The 13,964-nt window shown below is 68.1% G+C and carries 11 protein-coding genes; 5 read left to right on the plus strand and 6 right to left on the minus strand.

Going from position 1 to position 13,964, the window contains the following annotated elements; all coding sequences use genetic code 11:
• Positions 1–44: 44 nt before the first annotated feature.
• The 5 genes from ON40_RS30390 to ON40_RS30410 are packed head-to-tail and all read right to left on the minus strand — an operon-like array spanning position 45 to position 5,937.
• On the minus strand, positions 45–461 hold the full coding sequence (locus ON40_RS30390; protein WP_040828302.1) for a MaoC family dehydratase: 417 nt from the start codon (positions 459–461) through the stop codon (positions 45–47).
• Positions 458–1,351, minus strand: coding sequence for a bifunctional MaoC family dehydratase N-terminal/OB-fold nucleic acid binding domain-containing protein (locus tag ON40_RS30395; RefSeq protein WP_083896053.1), 894 nt, complete (start codon positions 1,349–1,351; stop codon positions 458–460). The genes ON40_RS30390 and ON40_RS30395 overlap by 4 nt, the downstream gene beginning before the upstream one ends.
• 60 nt (positions 1,352–1,411) lie before the next feature.
• Entirely contained in the window at positions 1,412–2,581 is a 1,170-nt protein-coding gene (locus ON40_RS30400; protein ID WP_040828305.1) for an acyl-CoA dehydrogenase family protein, read from the minus strand.
• Positions 2,566–3,630, minus strand: a complete 1,065-nt coding sequence (locus ON40_RS30405) for an acyl-CoA dehydrogenase family protein (RefSeq protein ID WP_040828485.1) — start codon at positions 3,628–3,630, stop codon at positions 2,566–2,568. Before ON40_RS30405 ends, ON40_RS30400 begins: the two co-directional genes overlap by 16 nt.
• Positions 3,631–3,657: 27 nt before the next feature.
• The gene (locus ON40_RS30410; RefSeq protein ID WP_040828307.1) at positions 3,658–5,937 is read right to left on the minus strand and encodes an acyl-CoA dehydrogenase family protein; all 2,280 of its coding nucleotides are present in this window, start codon (positions 5,935–5,937) and stop codon (positions 3,658–3,660) included.
• Between the two features lie 145 nt (positions 5,938–6,082).
• Here ON40_RS30410 and kstR point away from each other — a divergent pair, with 145 nt between their 5' ends.
• The 5 genes from kstR (at position 6,083) to ON40_RS30435 (ending at position 12,988) form a co-directional block, all read left to right on the plus strand.
• Entirely contained in the window at positions 6,083–6,742 is a 660-nt protein-coding gene (kstR, locus tag ON40_RS30415) for a cholesterol catabolism transcriptional regulator KstR (RefSeq protein ID WP_051193745.1), read from the plus strand.
• 246 nt (positions 6,743–6,988) lie between these two features.
• On the plus strand, positions 6,989–9,562 hold the full coding sequence (gene otsB, locus ON40_RS30420) for a trehalose-phosphatase (RefSeq protein ID WP_040828310.1): 2,574 nt from the start codon (positions 6,989–6,991) through the stop codon (positions 9,560–9,562).
• Positions 9,563–9,747: 185 nt separating this feature from the next.
• Positions 9,748–10,638, plus strand: a complete 891-nt coding sequence (locus tag ON40_RS30425) for a metal ABC transporter solute-binding protein, Zn/Mn family (protein ID WP_040828312.1) — start codon at positions 9,748–9,750, stop codon at positions 10,636–10,638.
• Between the two features lie 605 nt (positions 10,639–11,243).
• The gene (locus tag ON40_RS30430) at positions 11,244–12,068 is read left to right on the plus strand and encodes a metal ABC transporter ATP-binding protein (RefSeq protein WP_051193767.1); all 825 of its coding nucleotides are present in this window, start codon (positions 11,244–11,246) and stop codon (positions 12,066–12,068) included.
• The gene (locus tag ON40_RS30435) at positions 12,065–12,988 is read left to right on the plus strand and encodes a metal ABC transporter permease (RefSeq protein ID WP_051193746.1); all 924 of its coding nucleotides are present in this window, start codon (positions 12,065–12,067) and stop codon (positions 12,986–12,988) included. Before ON40_RS30430 ends, ON40_RS30435 begins: the two co-directional genes overlap by 4 nt.
• Positions 12,989–13,061: 73 nt before the next feature.
• Here the strand turns inward: ON40_RS30435 and ON40_RS30440 are convergent, their stop codons facing one another.
• Entirely contained in the window at positions 13,062–13,937 is an 876-nt protein-coding gene (locus ON40_RS30440; protein ID WP_040828488.1) for an HhH-GPD family protein, read from the minus strand.
• Positions 13,938–13,964: the final 27 nt, after the last annotated feature.

Raw genomic sequence — 13,964 nt, forward strand, 5'->3', positions numbered from 1 at the left:
GCCTCCATGGTTACGCTTCGCTGCCGCCTCCGGCCCTGACTCGCTCATGCGCCCTCCTGCAGCTCGATCACGGCCTTGGCGGTGATGTGGTCACCGAGGCTGTCCCGGCCCACCACATCGATGTGGACCTGCGCGCCCTCGATCGCGGTCACGGTGCCGCTCAACGTCAGCGTGTCACCCGCGTACAGCGGCACGCCCAGGCGCAGGGCCAGCGATTTCACGATCGCGCCGGGTCCGGCCCAATCGGTGACGAACCGCTGCACCAGACCGGTATCGGTGAGGATGTTGACGAAGATGTCCTTCGAACCCCGCTGCACCGCCTTGTCCCGGTCGTGGTGCACGTCCTGAAAGTCCCTGGTGGCCAGGGCCGAACTGACCACGAACGTAGGATCGGCGTGAATCACCAACTCGGGCAGCGTATTTCCGACCTGCACCGCCGAGGGTTGCAAAGTCCCGCTCATCGGACCGCCTTCCAGTACGGCAGCGTGTTGTCGTCGTCGAGCTTCTCGAAGGCCACCTCGACCGGCGTGCCCACGCCGACCTCGCTCGGCTCGATGCCGCGCAACTCACCCAACACGCGCACACCTTCTTCGAGTTCGACCAGGGCCACCACGAACGGCAACGTCCGCCCGGGCACCTTCGGCGCATGGTGCACCACATAGCTGAACACCGTGCCGCGCCCCGAGGCCACGACGTAGTCCGGCGTCTTCTCCTTGTCCTGCCACAGTGCCGGAATCGGCGGATGACGCAGCGAGCCGTCCGGCAGACGCTGAATCCGGAGCTCGCCGAGTTTGGCGCCCTCCCAGAAGAATTCGGTGTCCTTGGACACGATCGGCCGGACCCGTTTGCTCAGATCGTCCTGCGGCGCAGCCGGTTTCCCGGTTCCGGGCACGAATTTCAGCATCCGGAACGACATCTCGGTGACGGCCTCGTCACCGACGTACCAGGTCAGCAGGTAGGTGGCGAACCAGCCCTCACCCAGTGCGGTGCGCTTGGGGCCGACCAGATCCTTCAACCGGGTCCGCGCGTACGGCCGCTCGCCCAGCTGCAGATACCGGTGATAGGTCTGCTCGCAGTTGGTGGCCACCACCGAGGTGTATCCGGCGGCGTCGAGCAGATCGTTGACCGCGTTCATCGGATCGTCCGAGGGCCGCGCCCCGTGCAGGCCGGGCATGGTCCACACCTGCGCCATCGCGGGCGGCGCGACGATGCCCGGATGCCCCGCGGCGCGCGCGGCCTCCTCGTCGACGTAGATCGGATTCGCGTCGCCGATGGCCTCGACCCAGTTGTTGATCATCGGCTGATTCACCGGATCGCGACCGTAGCGGGGGGCGCATTCGCCCTGCGCCATGATCCGATCTCCGGCGGCGACGATCTCGTCGGTTGTGCTGGTTTCCGGCACTCCAGGCTCCTATCTCGGTACGCGTGGCAGCTGCAGGCCGGCAGTCGCGATGAGTTCGCGCATGACTTCGTTGACGCCGCCGCCGAAGGTCACCACCAGGTTCTGCTTGGTACGCCGGTCCAGCCAGCCCAGCAGCTCCGCGGTCGCGGGTTCGGCCGGATCGCCGTAGCGGCCGACGACCTCCTCGGCCAAACGTCCTGCCTCCTGCAGGGATTCGGTCGAGTAGACCTTGGTGGCGGAGGCGTCGGCGATGACCCCGTTGGGATCCTCGGCAGCGTGATCGGCCTTCGCCGCGACCTGCCAGTTCAGCAGTTCGTTGAGCCGCGTCATGGCGTGCAACCGGCCCAGCGTGCGCTGCACCCCGGACTCGCCCAGCACGTCCTGCGCCTTCGCCCAGTCGTGCACGCGGTCGTAGAGCTGCTCGATCTTGCCCGACGGTCCCAGGCCCACCCGCTCGTGATTGAGTTGGGTGGTGATCAGCTTCCAGCCCCGATTCTCCTCGCCCACAAGCATATTCGCGGGCACGCGGACGTTGTCGAAATACGTCGCGTTGGTGTGGTGCGCGCCGTCGCAGGTGATGATCGGGGTCCAGGAGTAGCCCGGATCGGTGGTGTCCACGATCAGGATCGTGATCCCGCGATGCCGTGATTCGGTGGTGCCGGTGCGGCAGGCCAGCCAGATGTAGTCGGCCTCGTGCGCGCCGGTGGTGAACACCTTCTGCCCGTTGACGATCCAGTCGCCATCGGAGTCGCGCACCGCGCTGGTGCGCAGCGCAGCGAGGTCGGTCCCGGCCTCCGGCTCGGAGTAGCCGATCGCGAAATGGATGTCGCCGGACAGGATTCCGGGCAGGAACTTCTTCTTCTGCTCGTCGGTGCCGAACTGCTGCAGTGTCGGGCCGACGGTGAGCAACGTGACCAGCGGCAGCGGCACATCCGCGCGCACCGCCTCGTTGTAGAAGATCTGCTGTTCGACGGGCCCGAATCCCTGGCCGCCGAACTCCTTCGGCCAGCCCACCCCGAGCCGGCCGTCCCGGCCCATGCGCCGCACGACCGCGCGGTAGGCGTCGCCGTGCCGGTTCACCAGCATCTCGGCCTCCTCCTCGGGAGTGACGAGATCGGTGAAGTACGAATGTAGTTCAGCGCGCAGCTTGCGCTGTTCGAGCGTCAGATCGATGAACATCTGGCCCCCAGACGGTCCAGCCGGAACGATTCGCCGCCGAGCCAGCGGGCGATGTCCTTGGCCTGTGAGTAGTAGCGATGCAGTGGATGGGTCACGTCGACGCCGATACCGCCGTGCAGGTGATGGCAGGTCTGCATGGCCGCGGGCAGATCCGAGGCGACCGCGTAGGCCAGTACCTCTAGATCGTCGTCGACCCGGTTCTGATGCTCGGGACTCTGATCCTGTTCGGCCAGTGCCCAGTTCGCCGACACCGCCGCGACGTGCAGTGTGCGCGAGACGACGTAGACGTCGGCGATCTCCTGTGCCACAGCCTGGAATTCGGCCAGCGGACGGCCGAACTGCTGACGGGTCCGCACATGTTCGGCGGTCAGTGTCAGCACACCCTCGAGCAGCCCGTCGGCGACCGAGCCGATCGAGGCCACCGCCAGCCGGTGCAGAACGCCGATCTCGACCGACAGCAGCTGTCCGGCCGGGATGACCACATCGTCGAATTGCACGGAGAATTCCGGGAATCCGGCCGAGGTCGGGCTCTCGACGCGGCTGATTCCGGTCGCGTCGCCGTCCACCACGGCCAGACCCGCGTCGGTCGGCACCAGTATCCACTGCGCCTGATCCGCGTACGGCACAGCGGTTTTGCGACCGGAGATCCGGACCGAATCACCCTCGGTGACCGCGGTGGTCCGCGGCGCGGTGGTGAACGGCGCACCCGGCTCGTGCAACGCGGCGGTGAGCACCGCGCCCTTCGCGACGGCGGGAAAAATCTTCTCCGCCAGGGCATCCGGAAGATTGCCCACCAGCGGCAGCACACCCAGACCCAGCGTCGCCAGGGCGGGCACCTGCACCGCGTCGGTGGCCAGCTCGGTCAGCATCGCCGACACCTCGAGCAGGCCCATATCGTCGCCGCCGAAACGTTCGGGAAGGGCGACGGCCAGCAGACCGCTGTCGACGAGGGTGGGCCAAAGCTCGATATCACGCTCGGTATTGCGTTCCAGCAAGCTTACGACAACCTCGGCGACAGCGTCCTGGCTCTCGTCTCTGTTGAAGTCCAATTCCATGCTCCAGATCGAGGTGTGGACCTACGCCTGCGGTTCGCGCGGGAGTCCGAGTATCCGTTCACCGGCCACCGTCAGAAGGATCTGCTCGGTACCGCCCGCAATCGATAAACAGCGCGTCAGCAGGAATTCTTTCACCACGTCGATGTCCTGCGCACCCGCCGTACCGGCGAGTTCGACGGCGAATTCGGCGACCGCCTGCCGGTGCCGCACACCGACCAGTTTGCGTACGCTGCTCTGTGGGCCCGGATCACCGCCGGCGAGCATGCGCTGCGCCGCACGAGTCTCCAGCAATAGTCCAGCAACAGCATCGGAGACCAGCTCGCCGATCCGGTCGGCGATCAGCTCCGCACCCGGGCCCGAGGTCGGGGCCGCGGCGATGAGTTCCTCGAGGGCTTCACCGATTCCGCTGCCGCCCATGGCAACTCGCTCCGAGGACAGCGTCGATCGGGCGATCTTCCAGCCCGCGCCGAGCTGGCCGACCAGGCAGTCGTCCGGGACGAAGACCTCGTCCAGGAAGACCTCGGAGAAGCGCGCCTCACCGGTGATCTGCACCAGCGGCCGCACCTCGATGCCGGGACTGGCCATGTCCACCAGGAAATAGCTGATCCCCCGGTGCTTGGCTGCGCTCGCATCGGTGCGGGCCAGGCAGATCGCCCAGTTGGCCACATTGGCCAGCGAGGTCCACACCTTCTGCCCGCGTAGCTGCCAGCCGCCGTCGACCCGCGTCGCGGTGGTGCGCAACGCCGCCAGATCCGATCCGGCCTCGGGCTCACTGAACAGCTGACACCAGATCACCTCGCCGCGCAACGTCGGCTGCACGAAACGTTCGATCTGCTCCGGACTGCCGTGCTGCAACAGGGTGGGCACCGCCCAGTTGCCGATCGTGATGTCCGGCACCGTGATTCCGGCCTTGCGGACCTGTTCGTCGATCAGCGTGCGCAGGATCGGTCCCGCACCCCGGCCGTACGGCGCGGGCCAGTGCGGTGCGAACAGGCCGGTGTCCACCAGGGCATCTCGCTGCTGTTCGACCGGAAGTGCCGCGATCCGAGCGAGATCCGCGGCGAGTTCGGTCGCCTGCGCGGCATCCAGCCCGAGGGACTCCCACGCCTCGGCGTCGTTGCGAATGTCGTCACCTGCGCCGGCTTGCGCCCCTGCGAGCGAATCCAACGCGACGCCCAGGTCCAGCCCGACCGTGCGGCGATCACCGCGGCGCACCAACTCGGTCACCCGGGCCCGCCACGAGCCCGAACCACCCAGCAGCTGCCGCAGCGCGATCGCGCGACGCAGGTAGAAGTGCGCGTCGTGCTCCCAGGTGAAGCCGATACCGCCGAGCACCTGGATGCAGTCCTTCGCGGTCTGCACCGCCGCATCCAGCGAGATCGTCATCGCGATCGCGGCCGCGATCGGGAGTTCGGGATTGCGTCCCTGATCGACCGACGCGGCGGCCGCCGCGTCGGCGGCGACCGCGCGGATCAACTCCGCCCGGCACAGCATCCAAGCGCAAATATGTTTCACCGCCTGGAATTCGCCGATCTTGCGGCCGAATTGTTCACGGACCTTGGCATATTCGGTGGCGGTCTCGAGGCACCAGCCCGCGATCCCGGCGGCCTCGGCCGCGACCAGAACCGCGGCGAGATCCCGTACGGCATAACCGGGTTCGAAGACGTGCTCGGCGGGCACCCGCACCCCGGCGCATTCCACGCCGGCCAGCGGAGTGCTGTGGTCGAGCGGTTCGAGTGGGTCGATGCGCAGTCCGGCCGCGTCCGGCGTGATCAGGCACCACGCCTCCCGATCGCCGCGCAGCACCGGCAGCAGCACCGCGCCGCCGGGCGCCGCGCCCAGCACGGTCGGCCACGTCCCGGTGAGATCCAGGTCACCGGATCCGTTGCCCTGCACCCGAACCGAATCTTCCAGTGCGACGCCGCAGGGCGTATCCTCGGCCAGAGTCGCGCCGGTGACCAGACCGGCCAGGGCGGTCGAGAGCACCGGTCCGCCCACCAGATCATGGGCCGCCTGCTCGATCAGCACGGCCAGATCGCTCACAGAACCATCCGCGGCGCCGTCACCCTCGGCCACGGCGACGCGGAAGACGCCCAGCCCGACCAGGCTGGACCAATACTCACGCCAGGAATCGGCCGCTCGGTGTTCGTCGGGACCGGTCGAGGAGCTCGGGTGGTCACCCTCCGCTGCCGCCTTCGACCCCAGTCCAGCGCGCATTGTTGCAATCGGGCCGACCGTCGCCGCCCATGCGCTCATCGACTCCTGAACGGCTTTATGCTCGTCAGTGGTGGCGATGGTCACAATCCATACCGCCTTTCCGGCGTGACTCCCACACCTAGAACATGTTCTAATATCCTCATCGGGCGGATGTCAACCGCCGTCCCACCAGACAGACGAGACGCACCTCGCCACCGGATGAGGCTTGTGCAGGAAAGGACTTTCATCGATGGCCAGTCCCTCCCGAGAGCAGGCAACAGACTCGGGGGCGCAGAACGGCGGCCGTTCACGCGCGACCCCGGTGTCCACGCTCAGTGAGGACGAACTGAGCTCGACCGCGCAGCGCGAACGCCGCAAACGCATCCTCGACGCCACCCTGGCCCTGGCCTCCAAGGGCGGGTACGACGCGGTGCAGATGCGTGCGGTGGCCGAACGCGCCGACGTCGCGGTGGGGACCCTGTACCGGTATTTCCCGTCCAAGGTGCACCTGCTGGTCTCGGCGCTGGCCCGCGAATTCGAGCAGTTCGACAACAAACGCAAGCCGCTGGCCGGGCAGAGCCCGCGCGAGCGCATGCACCTGATGCTGACCCAGGTCACCCGTGCCATGCAGCGCGACCCGCTGCTCACCGAGGCGATGACCCGCGCGTTCATGTTCGCGGACGCATCGGCCGCCGCCGAGGTGGATCGGGTCGGCAAGGTGATGGACCGCTTCTTCGCCCGCGCCCTCAACGAGGACGAACCGTCCGAGCGCGATCTGGCGATCGCCCGGGTGATCAGCGATGTGTGGTTGTCGAATCTGGTCGCCTGGCTGACCCGTCGCGCGTCGGCGACCGACGTCGCCGAACGCCTGGAATTGACCGTCGACCTGCTGCTCGGCTCGCAGGCCTGACCCGGAACCGTCGCGCGACATTCACACCGAATCGAGGTGACTCGCCGATGCGAGCGGACTCGCCGGGTTTGGGACGTTTGTCGTGGCTTCCCTGTGGCTAATAAGGTGACGCACCGCAGGAGACCTCACAGTCGGGGTCGCGCACGGCCGATACGTCGGCGACGTGCGCGAAACACGTGAGCAACCCCCACCCAGTAAGGTTTCTCGCGCCCCCGGTATTTCTCCTCCGATCACAAGGTTGGATGCGTGAGCGCACAGGATCTGCCAATCGAACTTCGCCGTGCGTTGTCGGCGGTGGCCCGCATGCCGCGGCTACTGGTCGCTTCGGACTACGACGGGACACTCGCGCCCATCGTCAGCGACCCGACGAAAGCCTATCCCCATAGGGAGTCGGTGAGCGCCCTACGCGCGCTCGCCGGCCTGACCGCCACCACGGCGGCCGTCATCTCCGGCCGAGCCCTGCGAGATCTCGCGGCGCTGTCCCGGCTCCCGGTCGAGGTGCAGCTGATCGGAAGCCACGGTTCGGAATTCGACGTGGGTTTCGTCCATGCCATCGATAACGACGCCCGCAAGCTACTGCAGGAGGTGCAGAACTCGCTGACCCGCATCGCCCAGGACAATCCGGGCGTGTCGGTCGAGGTCAAACCGGCCAGCGTGGCGCTGCACGTGCGCAATGCCGCACCCGAGGTCGGCCGCCGCGCGCTGCAGCAGGCGAGCCAGGGGCCGGCCAGCTGGGTGGGCGTGCAGGTGACCGAGGGCAAATCGGTCATCGAACTGGCCGTCATCCAGACCGACAAGGGCGCCGCGCTGGACATCATCCGGCATCAGGAGGGCGCGTCGGCGGCGGTGTTCTTCGGCGACGACGTCACCGACGAGAAGGCGTTCGCGCGTCTGGCCGGGCCGGACGTCGGCATCAAGGTCGGCGACGGAACGAGCCGGGCCGGATATCGGGTCGCCAGTACCGAGGAGGTGTCCAAGGCCCTGGCGTTCCTGCTCGAGGAGCGCCGCACCTGGCTGGCCGGCGCTTCGGCCCCCCGAATCGAACGGCTGACCATGTTGGCCGGCCCCCGAGCGAAATCCCTGGTCACCCCCGACGGCACCGTCACCTGGCTGTGCCATCCCGAGCCGGATTCCGCGGCGGTGTTCGCGCATCTGCTCGGTGGACCCGAGGCCGGGCATTTCACCATCGTGCCCGAGCGACCTGGACTGCCGCTGTCGCAGCGCTACATCGACGGCACCATGACCGTCGAAACCCGTTGGGCCAGTTTGCAGGTCGTGGACTACCTGCCGCACGACGTGGCGTCCGAGCGGACCGATCTGACCCGTGTCATCACCGGTGACGCCAAGGCCGTGGTCACCTTCGCGCCCCGTCCGGAATTCGGGCAGGTGCCGGTCACGCTGGTGCAGGAACCGTCCGGACTGCGGGTGCACGGCACGAACGACCCGATCGTGCTGCGTTCGCCGGGCGTGCAGTGGACGATCCTCGAGGAGGGCATCCACCACGTCGCCACCGCGGTCGTGGATCCCTCGCGCGGGCCGATCGTCCTGGAAATGCGCTGCGGCACCTCGGATCTCGCACCCGCGATGGCCAGCGAGCCGGACCGTCGCAGCGAGGCCGAGCGGTACTGGAAGGAATGGGCAGCGACGCTGGAGCTGCCGCCGCTGAAGCCGGATCTGATGAAGCGTTCGGCGCTGACCCTGCGCGGTCTGGTGCACGCGCCGTCCGGATCGATCATGGCCGCGGCCACCACCTCCCTGCCGGAGGACATCGGCGGCGTGCGCAACTGGGACTACCGCTACTGCTGGCTGCGCGATGCCTCGCTGACCGCGCACGCACTGGTGGCGTTGGGCTCGCTGACCGAGGCCGAGGACTTCCTGGCCTGGACGCACCGGGTGCTGGAGACGCTCGCCGGTCCCGAACGCCTGCACCCGCTGTACACGCTCTACGGCGAGACCCTGGGCCCCGAGGCGGTGCTGGATCAGCTGCCCGGTTATGCCGGATCCCGGCCGGTCCGGGTGGGTAACGCGGCCAATATGCAGGTGCAGCTGGACGTGTTCGGCCCGATCGTGGACCTCATCGCCGCCCTGGCCGACGCCCGTGGGCACAAGGGCATCCTCGACCCGGCCCAGGCCCTGCCCGACCGGGACTGGGAGCTGGTCACGGCGATGGTGTCCGCGGTGCGGCGGCGCTGGAGCGAACCCGATCACGGCATCTGGGAGATCCGCGGCAACCCGCGGCACCACGTGTACTCGAAGGTGATGGGCTGGCTGACCGTGGACCGCGCGGTGCGACTGGCGACCAAGTTCGCGCGGCGGGCCGATCCGAGCTGGGCGGAGCTGCGCGACACCATCGCCGAAGAGGTGAGGGCCAAGGGCTGGAACGAGGAGGTGCAGTCCTACACCGCCGCCTACGACGGTTCGGACCTGGACGCCGCGACCCTGCACATCGGGTTGAGCGGGCTGATCGACCCGTCCGACCCGCGATTCGAGGCGACGGTCGTGGCGACCGAGGCGGAACTGCGCAGCGGCTCGACGGTGTACCGGTACCACCACGACGACGGGCTGCCCGGCGGCGAGGGCGGATTCCATCTGTGCGCGGCCTGGCTGGTGGAGGCGTATCTGCTGATCGGCAGGCGGGCCGATGCGGAGGCGCTGTTCGCCCAGCTCGTCGACGTCGCGGGGCCCACGGGCCTGCTCAGCGAGGAGTACGACCCGGTTGCCGAGCGATCCCTGGGCAATCACCCGCAGGCGTACAGCCATCTGGGGTTGCTGCGGTGTGCTCAGTTGCTGAGCCAGCCGGTTCCGGCGCTGGCGCAGTGATGCGCTAGTCCGTACGAGATCCGTCGAACGGCCCGTCCGAATCGGACGGGCCGTTCGTGCGTCGGGACGATGAGTGCGCGGTGTCACAGGGACGAATCGGACAGACGATACCGCCGGTTCTGGACACGTGAGCTACATTCAAATGGAAATCGTTTCCGTTATCGGTAGTGCCAGGAGTACCCCGCGTGTCCAGAAATCTCACTGCTCGAGTTGCTGTCATCGCATTAGGGGTTGCCACCGCCGCAGCACTGACCGCATGCGGAACTTCGAAGCAGGGCTCCGGCAAACCGTCCATCGTCGCCTCGACCAACGTCTGGGGTAGCGTCGCCGCCGCCGTCGCAGGTCCGGATGCCGAGGTCACCTCGCTCATCTCCAGCCCCACCGACGATCCGCACTCGTACCAGACAACCCCCGTGGACGCCGCCAAGATCCAGGACGCCGACCTGGTCGTCTACAACGGCGGCGACTACGACGAATTCGCCGAGAAAGCCACCGAGGGGCGCAGCAAACCCACCATCGACGCGTTCGCGCTGCGTCCGGCCACATCGGCGAAGGACGACAACGAACACGTCTGGTACGACGTGCAGACCGTCGGCGCGGTCGCGACCAAGATCGCCGCCGAACTCGGCGCCGTCGACAAACCGCACGCCCAGGCGTACACCGATCGCGCGATCCAGTTCGACTCCAAGTTGAAGAACATCAGCGCGATCACCGACCAGATCGCCACCGACCACGCCAAGGCCCCGGTCCTGCAGACCGAGCCGATCGCGCACTACCTCCTGCAAGCCGCCGACGCCGACGACCGCACCCCACGCCCCTTCGAGGAGGCCATCGAACAGGGCACCGATCCGGCCCCCGCCGATCTGGCGGCCGTGCGAGACCTGTTGAACGGCAAACAGGTTCGCGCCCTGGTCTACAACATCCAAACCGAGGACAAGACCACGCAGAACATCGCGGCCACCGCGAAGGCCGCCGGAATCCCCGTCGTGAACGTGACCGAAACCCTGCCGGAGGGCACCGACTATCTCGGCTGGCAGACCCGGAACGCCGAGGCCCTGGCCGCGGCCCTGAACTGATCGGCAACACCATGCCCACTCGCACCTCCCGCACGGCCGCCGAACCCGCTGCGCCGGAATCGGATTCGACCACCCCGGACGCATCCGGAAACGGCCTCGGACGAGTCGCCGAACCGATCGAGAAGTCGGCCGACGAGTTCGACGGCTCGACCGAATCGTCCGGCGCGACTTCGAGTTCCGATACTCCGCTCATCCCCGCGACCACCCTGGACGCGGCGGACTGCCCCATCTGCGGGCCGACCGAGTCGCCGGACGCCGGGCCCCAGGCCGGCGCAGCGCCCGGCGAGCTGAACGGGACCTCCTCGACCGCAACGGAATCCGATTCAGCCCAAAAGATCGACTCGACCGGGCAACCCGCTACGGGCAACGGCGCCGGAACCCCGGATGCCGAAGTCCGAGATTCCTCGAAGCGTGGTTCGACCACGTCTACACCCCATGCGCTGCACAAAATCCCCTCAGCAGCAACGGAATCCGGTGGGGTTCGGGAGAACAGCACGGCTGGTCCGGCAGGCGAGCCGAGAGGACCGGCCGCTGCGGCAGCCGACGATGTAGCCGAAAGTCCGGCTGTAGCTTCCGTCGCCTCCGAAAAGGACGATTCCGAGGCTCTGGCGGCTTCGGAAGCTACACGGGATCGCGGGCCGGTCGTGCGACTACGAGGGGCACGGTTGTCCTACGGAGAGCGAACCCTGTGGGACGGGCTGGATCTGGCGGTGGAGGCGGGGGAATTCATCGCGATTCTCGGGCCGAACGGGTCGGGGAAGACCTCGCTGTTGCGGATGCTGCTGGGGCAGGTCGCGCCGAGCGCGGGTGCGGTGGAGATCGCGGGAGTGCCTGCGCGGGTGGGTAATCCGCATATCGGCTATGTGCCGCAGCAGAAGACGATCGATGCGGGCGTCCGGTTGCGCGGGGTGGATCTGGTGGGGCTCGGCGTGGACGGGCATCGGTGGGGGCTGGGATGGCGCGGGCGCAAGGAGCGGCGGCGCCGGATCGCCGAGGCGGTGGCGCAGGTGGGCGCGCAACATTATGCGCACGCGCCGCTGGAATCGATGTCCGGCGGTGAGCAGCAGCGGCTGCGGGTGGCGCAGGCACTGGTCGGCGATCCGCGGGTGTTGCTGTGCGACGAGCCGCTGCTGAGTCTGGACATGGCCAATCAGCGACTGGTGGCCGAACTGATCGACGCGCGGCGGCGCAGCCACGACACCGCGGTGCTGTTCGTGACACATGAGATCAATCCCGTACTGCCGCTGGTGGATCGGGTGTTGTATCTGGTCGACGGCAAGTTCCGGATCGGGACGCCGGACGAGGTGATGACCTCCGAGGTGCTCTCGGAGCTGTACCGCACCGAAGTCGATGTGTTGCGAGTACGCGGACGACTGGTCGTCGTCGGCACCGGAGACACCATGGACGCACTCGGCGGGGAGCACCGATGAACGAGAAGCTCACCGACATCTTCACCAAACTGCTCGACTTCCACACCACCGCCGATCTGCTGTACTACGACTTCGTGCAGCAGGCGGTGCTGGCCGCGGCGCTGCTGGGCCTGCTGGCCGGTGCGATCGGTCCGCTCATCGTGAGCCGGCAGATGTCCTTCGCGGTGCACGGCACCAGCGAACTGTCCCTGACCGGTGCGGCGGCGGCGCTGCTGGCCGGAATCGGGGTGGGCGCGGGCGCGATCATCGGCTCGGTGGTCGCGGCCGTGATGTTCGGCCTGCTCGGATCACGTGCGCGCGAACGCGATTCGGTGATCGCGGTGGTGCTCTCGTTCGGGCTCGGGCTCTCGGTGCTGTTCCTGTGGCTGGGGCCCACCCGCGCCGGATCGAAGTTCTCGCTGCTCACCGGGCAGGTGGTCAGCGTCGGCAACAACGGGCTCACCCTGCTGTCGGTCTGCACCGCCGGTGTTCTGGTAGTACTCGCATTCATCTACCGCCCACTGCTTTTCGCCAGCACCGACCCGGAAGTGGCGGTCGCCCGCGGCGTCCCGGTACGGGCGCTGTCGGTGGTCTTCGCGGTACTGCTGGGCGTCACCGCCGCATTCGGCGTCCAGATCGTCGGCGCACTACTGGTCCTGTCCCTGCTGATCACCCCCGCGGCAGCCGCCGCCCAACTGACCGCGAGTCCGCTGCGCGCCGCGATCCTGTCCATCGTCTTCGCCGAACTCGCCGCAGTCGGCGGCATCATCGCGTCGCTGGCTCCGGGAGTCCCGGTGTCGACGTTCGTCACCACCATCTCCTTCGCCATCTACCTGATCTGCCGAGCCGTCTCGCCGCGTCTCGACTCCGGTCGACGCAGACGAATTCAGGCCCCCACCGCGACTCCCGCGCCGATCGAGGCGAGCGTCACTTCGAGCTGAGTCGACCCCGTCCGGACACTCGGCGCACGCGGCCGGTTGCCCTGCGGCGCAGCCATTCCCCGAGACGCGCCGATCAGCTCCCGGCTTCTCCCGCCAGTGCGAACAGGCCGTCCGGGGTCTGTTCCACGAGACCGTCGGTGAGCAGGGAGTCCAGGGCACGGGCGCGCTGGCCGGGATCGCGGGTCCAGGCCAGGTCGAGGGCGACACGTTCGACGGGGCCGGAGGCTCCGCGCAGGACGTCCAGCAGTCGACCGCGGGCCTGACGGTCGGTGCCGTCGTATTTCTGCGTGCGCCGCACCACATCCGAGGCGGGACGTCCGGCCGCGAGCCAGGCGCAGCGCGGCAGCGGGCACAGGTCACAGTCGGGAGTGCGGGCGGTGCACACCACCGCGCCCAATTCCATCAACGCCGCGGAAAACACTGCGGCACGGTCGATTCGGACCGGAAGCAGCTCCTCGGTCTCGACCAGATCGCGGGCCGCGGGATTGCCCGCCTCGGCCCGGCCGTGCACCGCACGCGCGACGACCCGGCGAACGTTGGTGTCCACCACCGGAACTCGCTGCCCGTAGGCGAAACATGCCACGGCCCGCGCGGTGTACGCGCCGATCCCCGGCAGGCCGAGCAGCACGTCGACATCGCCGGGCACCTCGTCACCGTGTTCGGCGGCCAACACCCGCGAACATTCGTGCAACCGCAGCGCGCGCCGCGGATATCCCAGTTTTCCCCAGGCGCGCAACACCTCCCCGGGCGAGGCCGCCGCCATCGCCGACGGCACCGGCCAGCGCGCCACCCACTCCCGCCATATCGGCTCCACCCGAACCACCGGCGTCTGCTGCAACATGATCTCGCTCATCAGGATCTGCCACGCCGAGACTCCCGGGCGCCGCCACGGCAGATCCCGCGCCGTCTCCCCGTACCAGTCGATCAGCACATCGGAGTCGATACTCACCCACACACCCCCGATGTCCACCCACGG

It is taken from the genome of Nocardia jiangxiensis NBRC 101359 (assembly GCF_000308615.1).
GTDB classification, from domain to species: domain Bacteria; phylum Actinomycetota; class Actinomycetes; order Mycobacteriales; family Mycobacteriaceae; genus Nocardia; species Nocardia jiangxiensis.

Coding starts and splice junctions, on each gene's coding strand:
- ON40_RS30390 (WP_040828302.1), bottom strand. CDS start 461: ATGAGCGGGACTTTGCAACCCTCGGCGGTGCAGGTCGGAAATACGCTG.
- ON40_RS30395 (WP_083896053.1), bottom strand. CDS start 1,351: ATGGCGCAGGGCGAATGCGCCCCCCGCTACGGTCGCGATCCGGTGAAT.
- ON40_RS30400 (WP_040828305.1), bottom strand. CDS start 2,581: ATGTTCATCGATCTGACGCTCGAACAGCGCAAGCTGCGCGCTGAACTA.
- kstR (WP_051193745.1), top strand. CDS start 6,083: ATGGCCAGTCCCTCCCGAGAGCAGGCAACAGACTCGGGGGCGCAGAAC.
- ON40_RS30435 (WP_051193746.1), top strand. CDS start 12,065: ATGAACGAGAAGCTCACCGACATCTTCACCAAACTGCTCGACTTCCAC.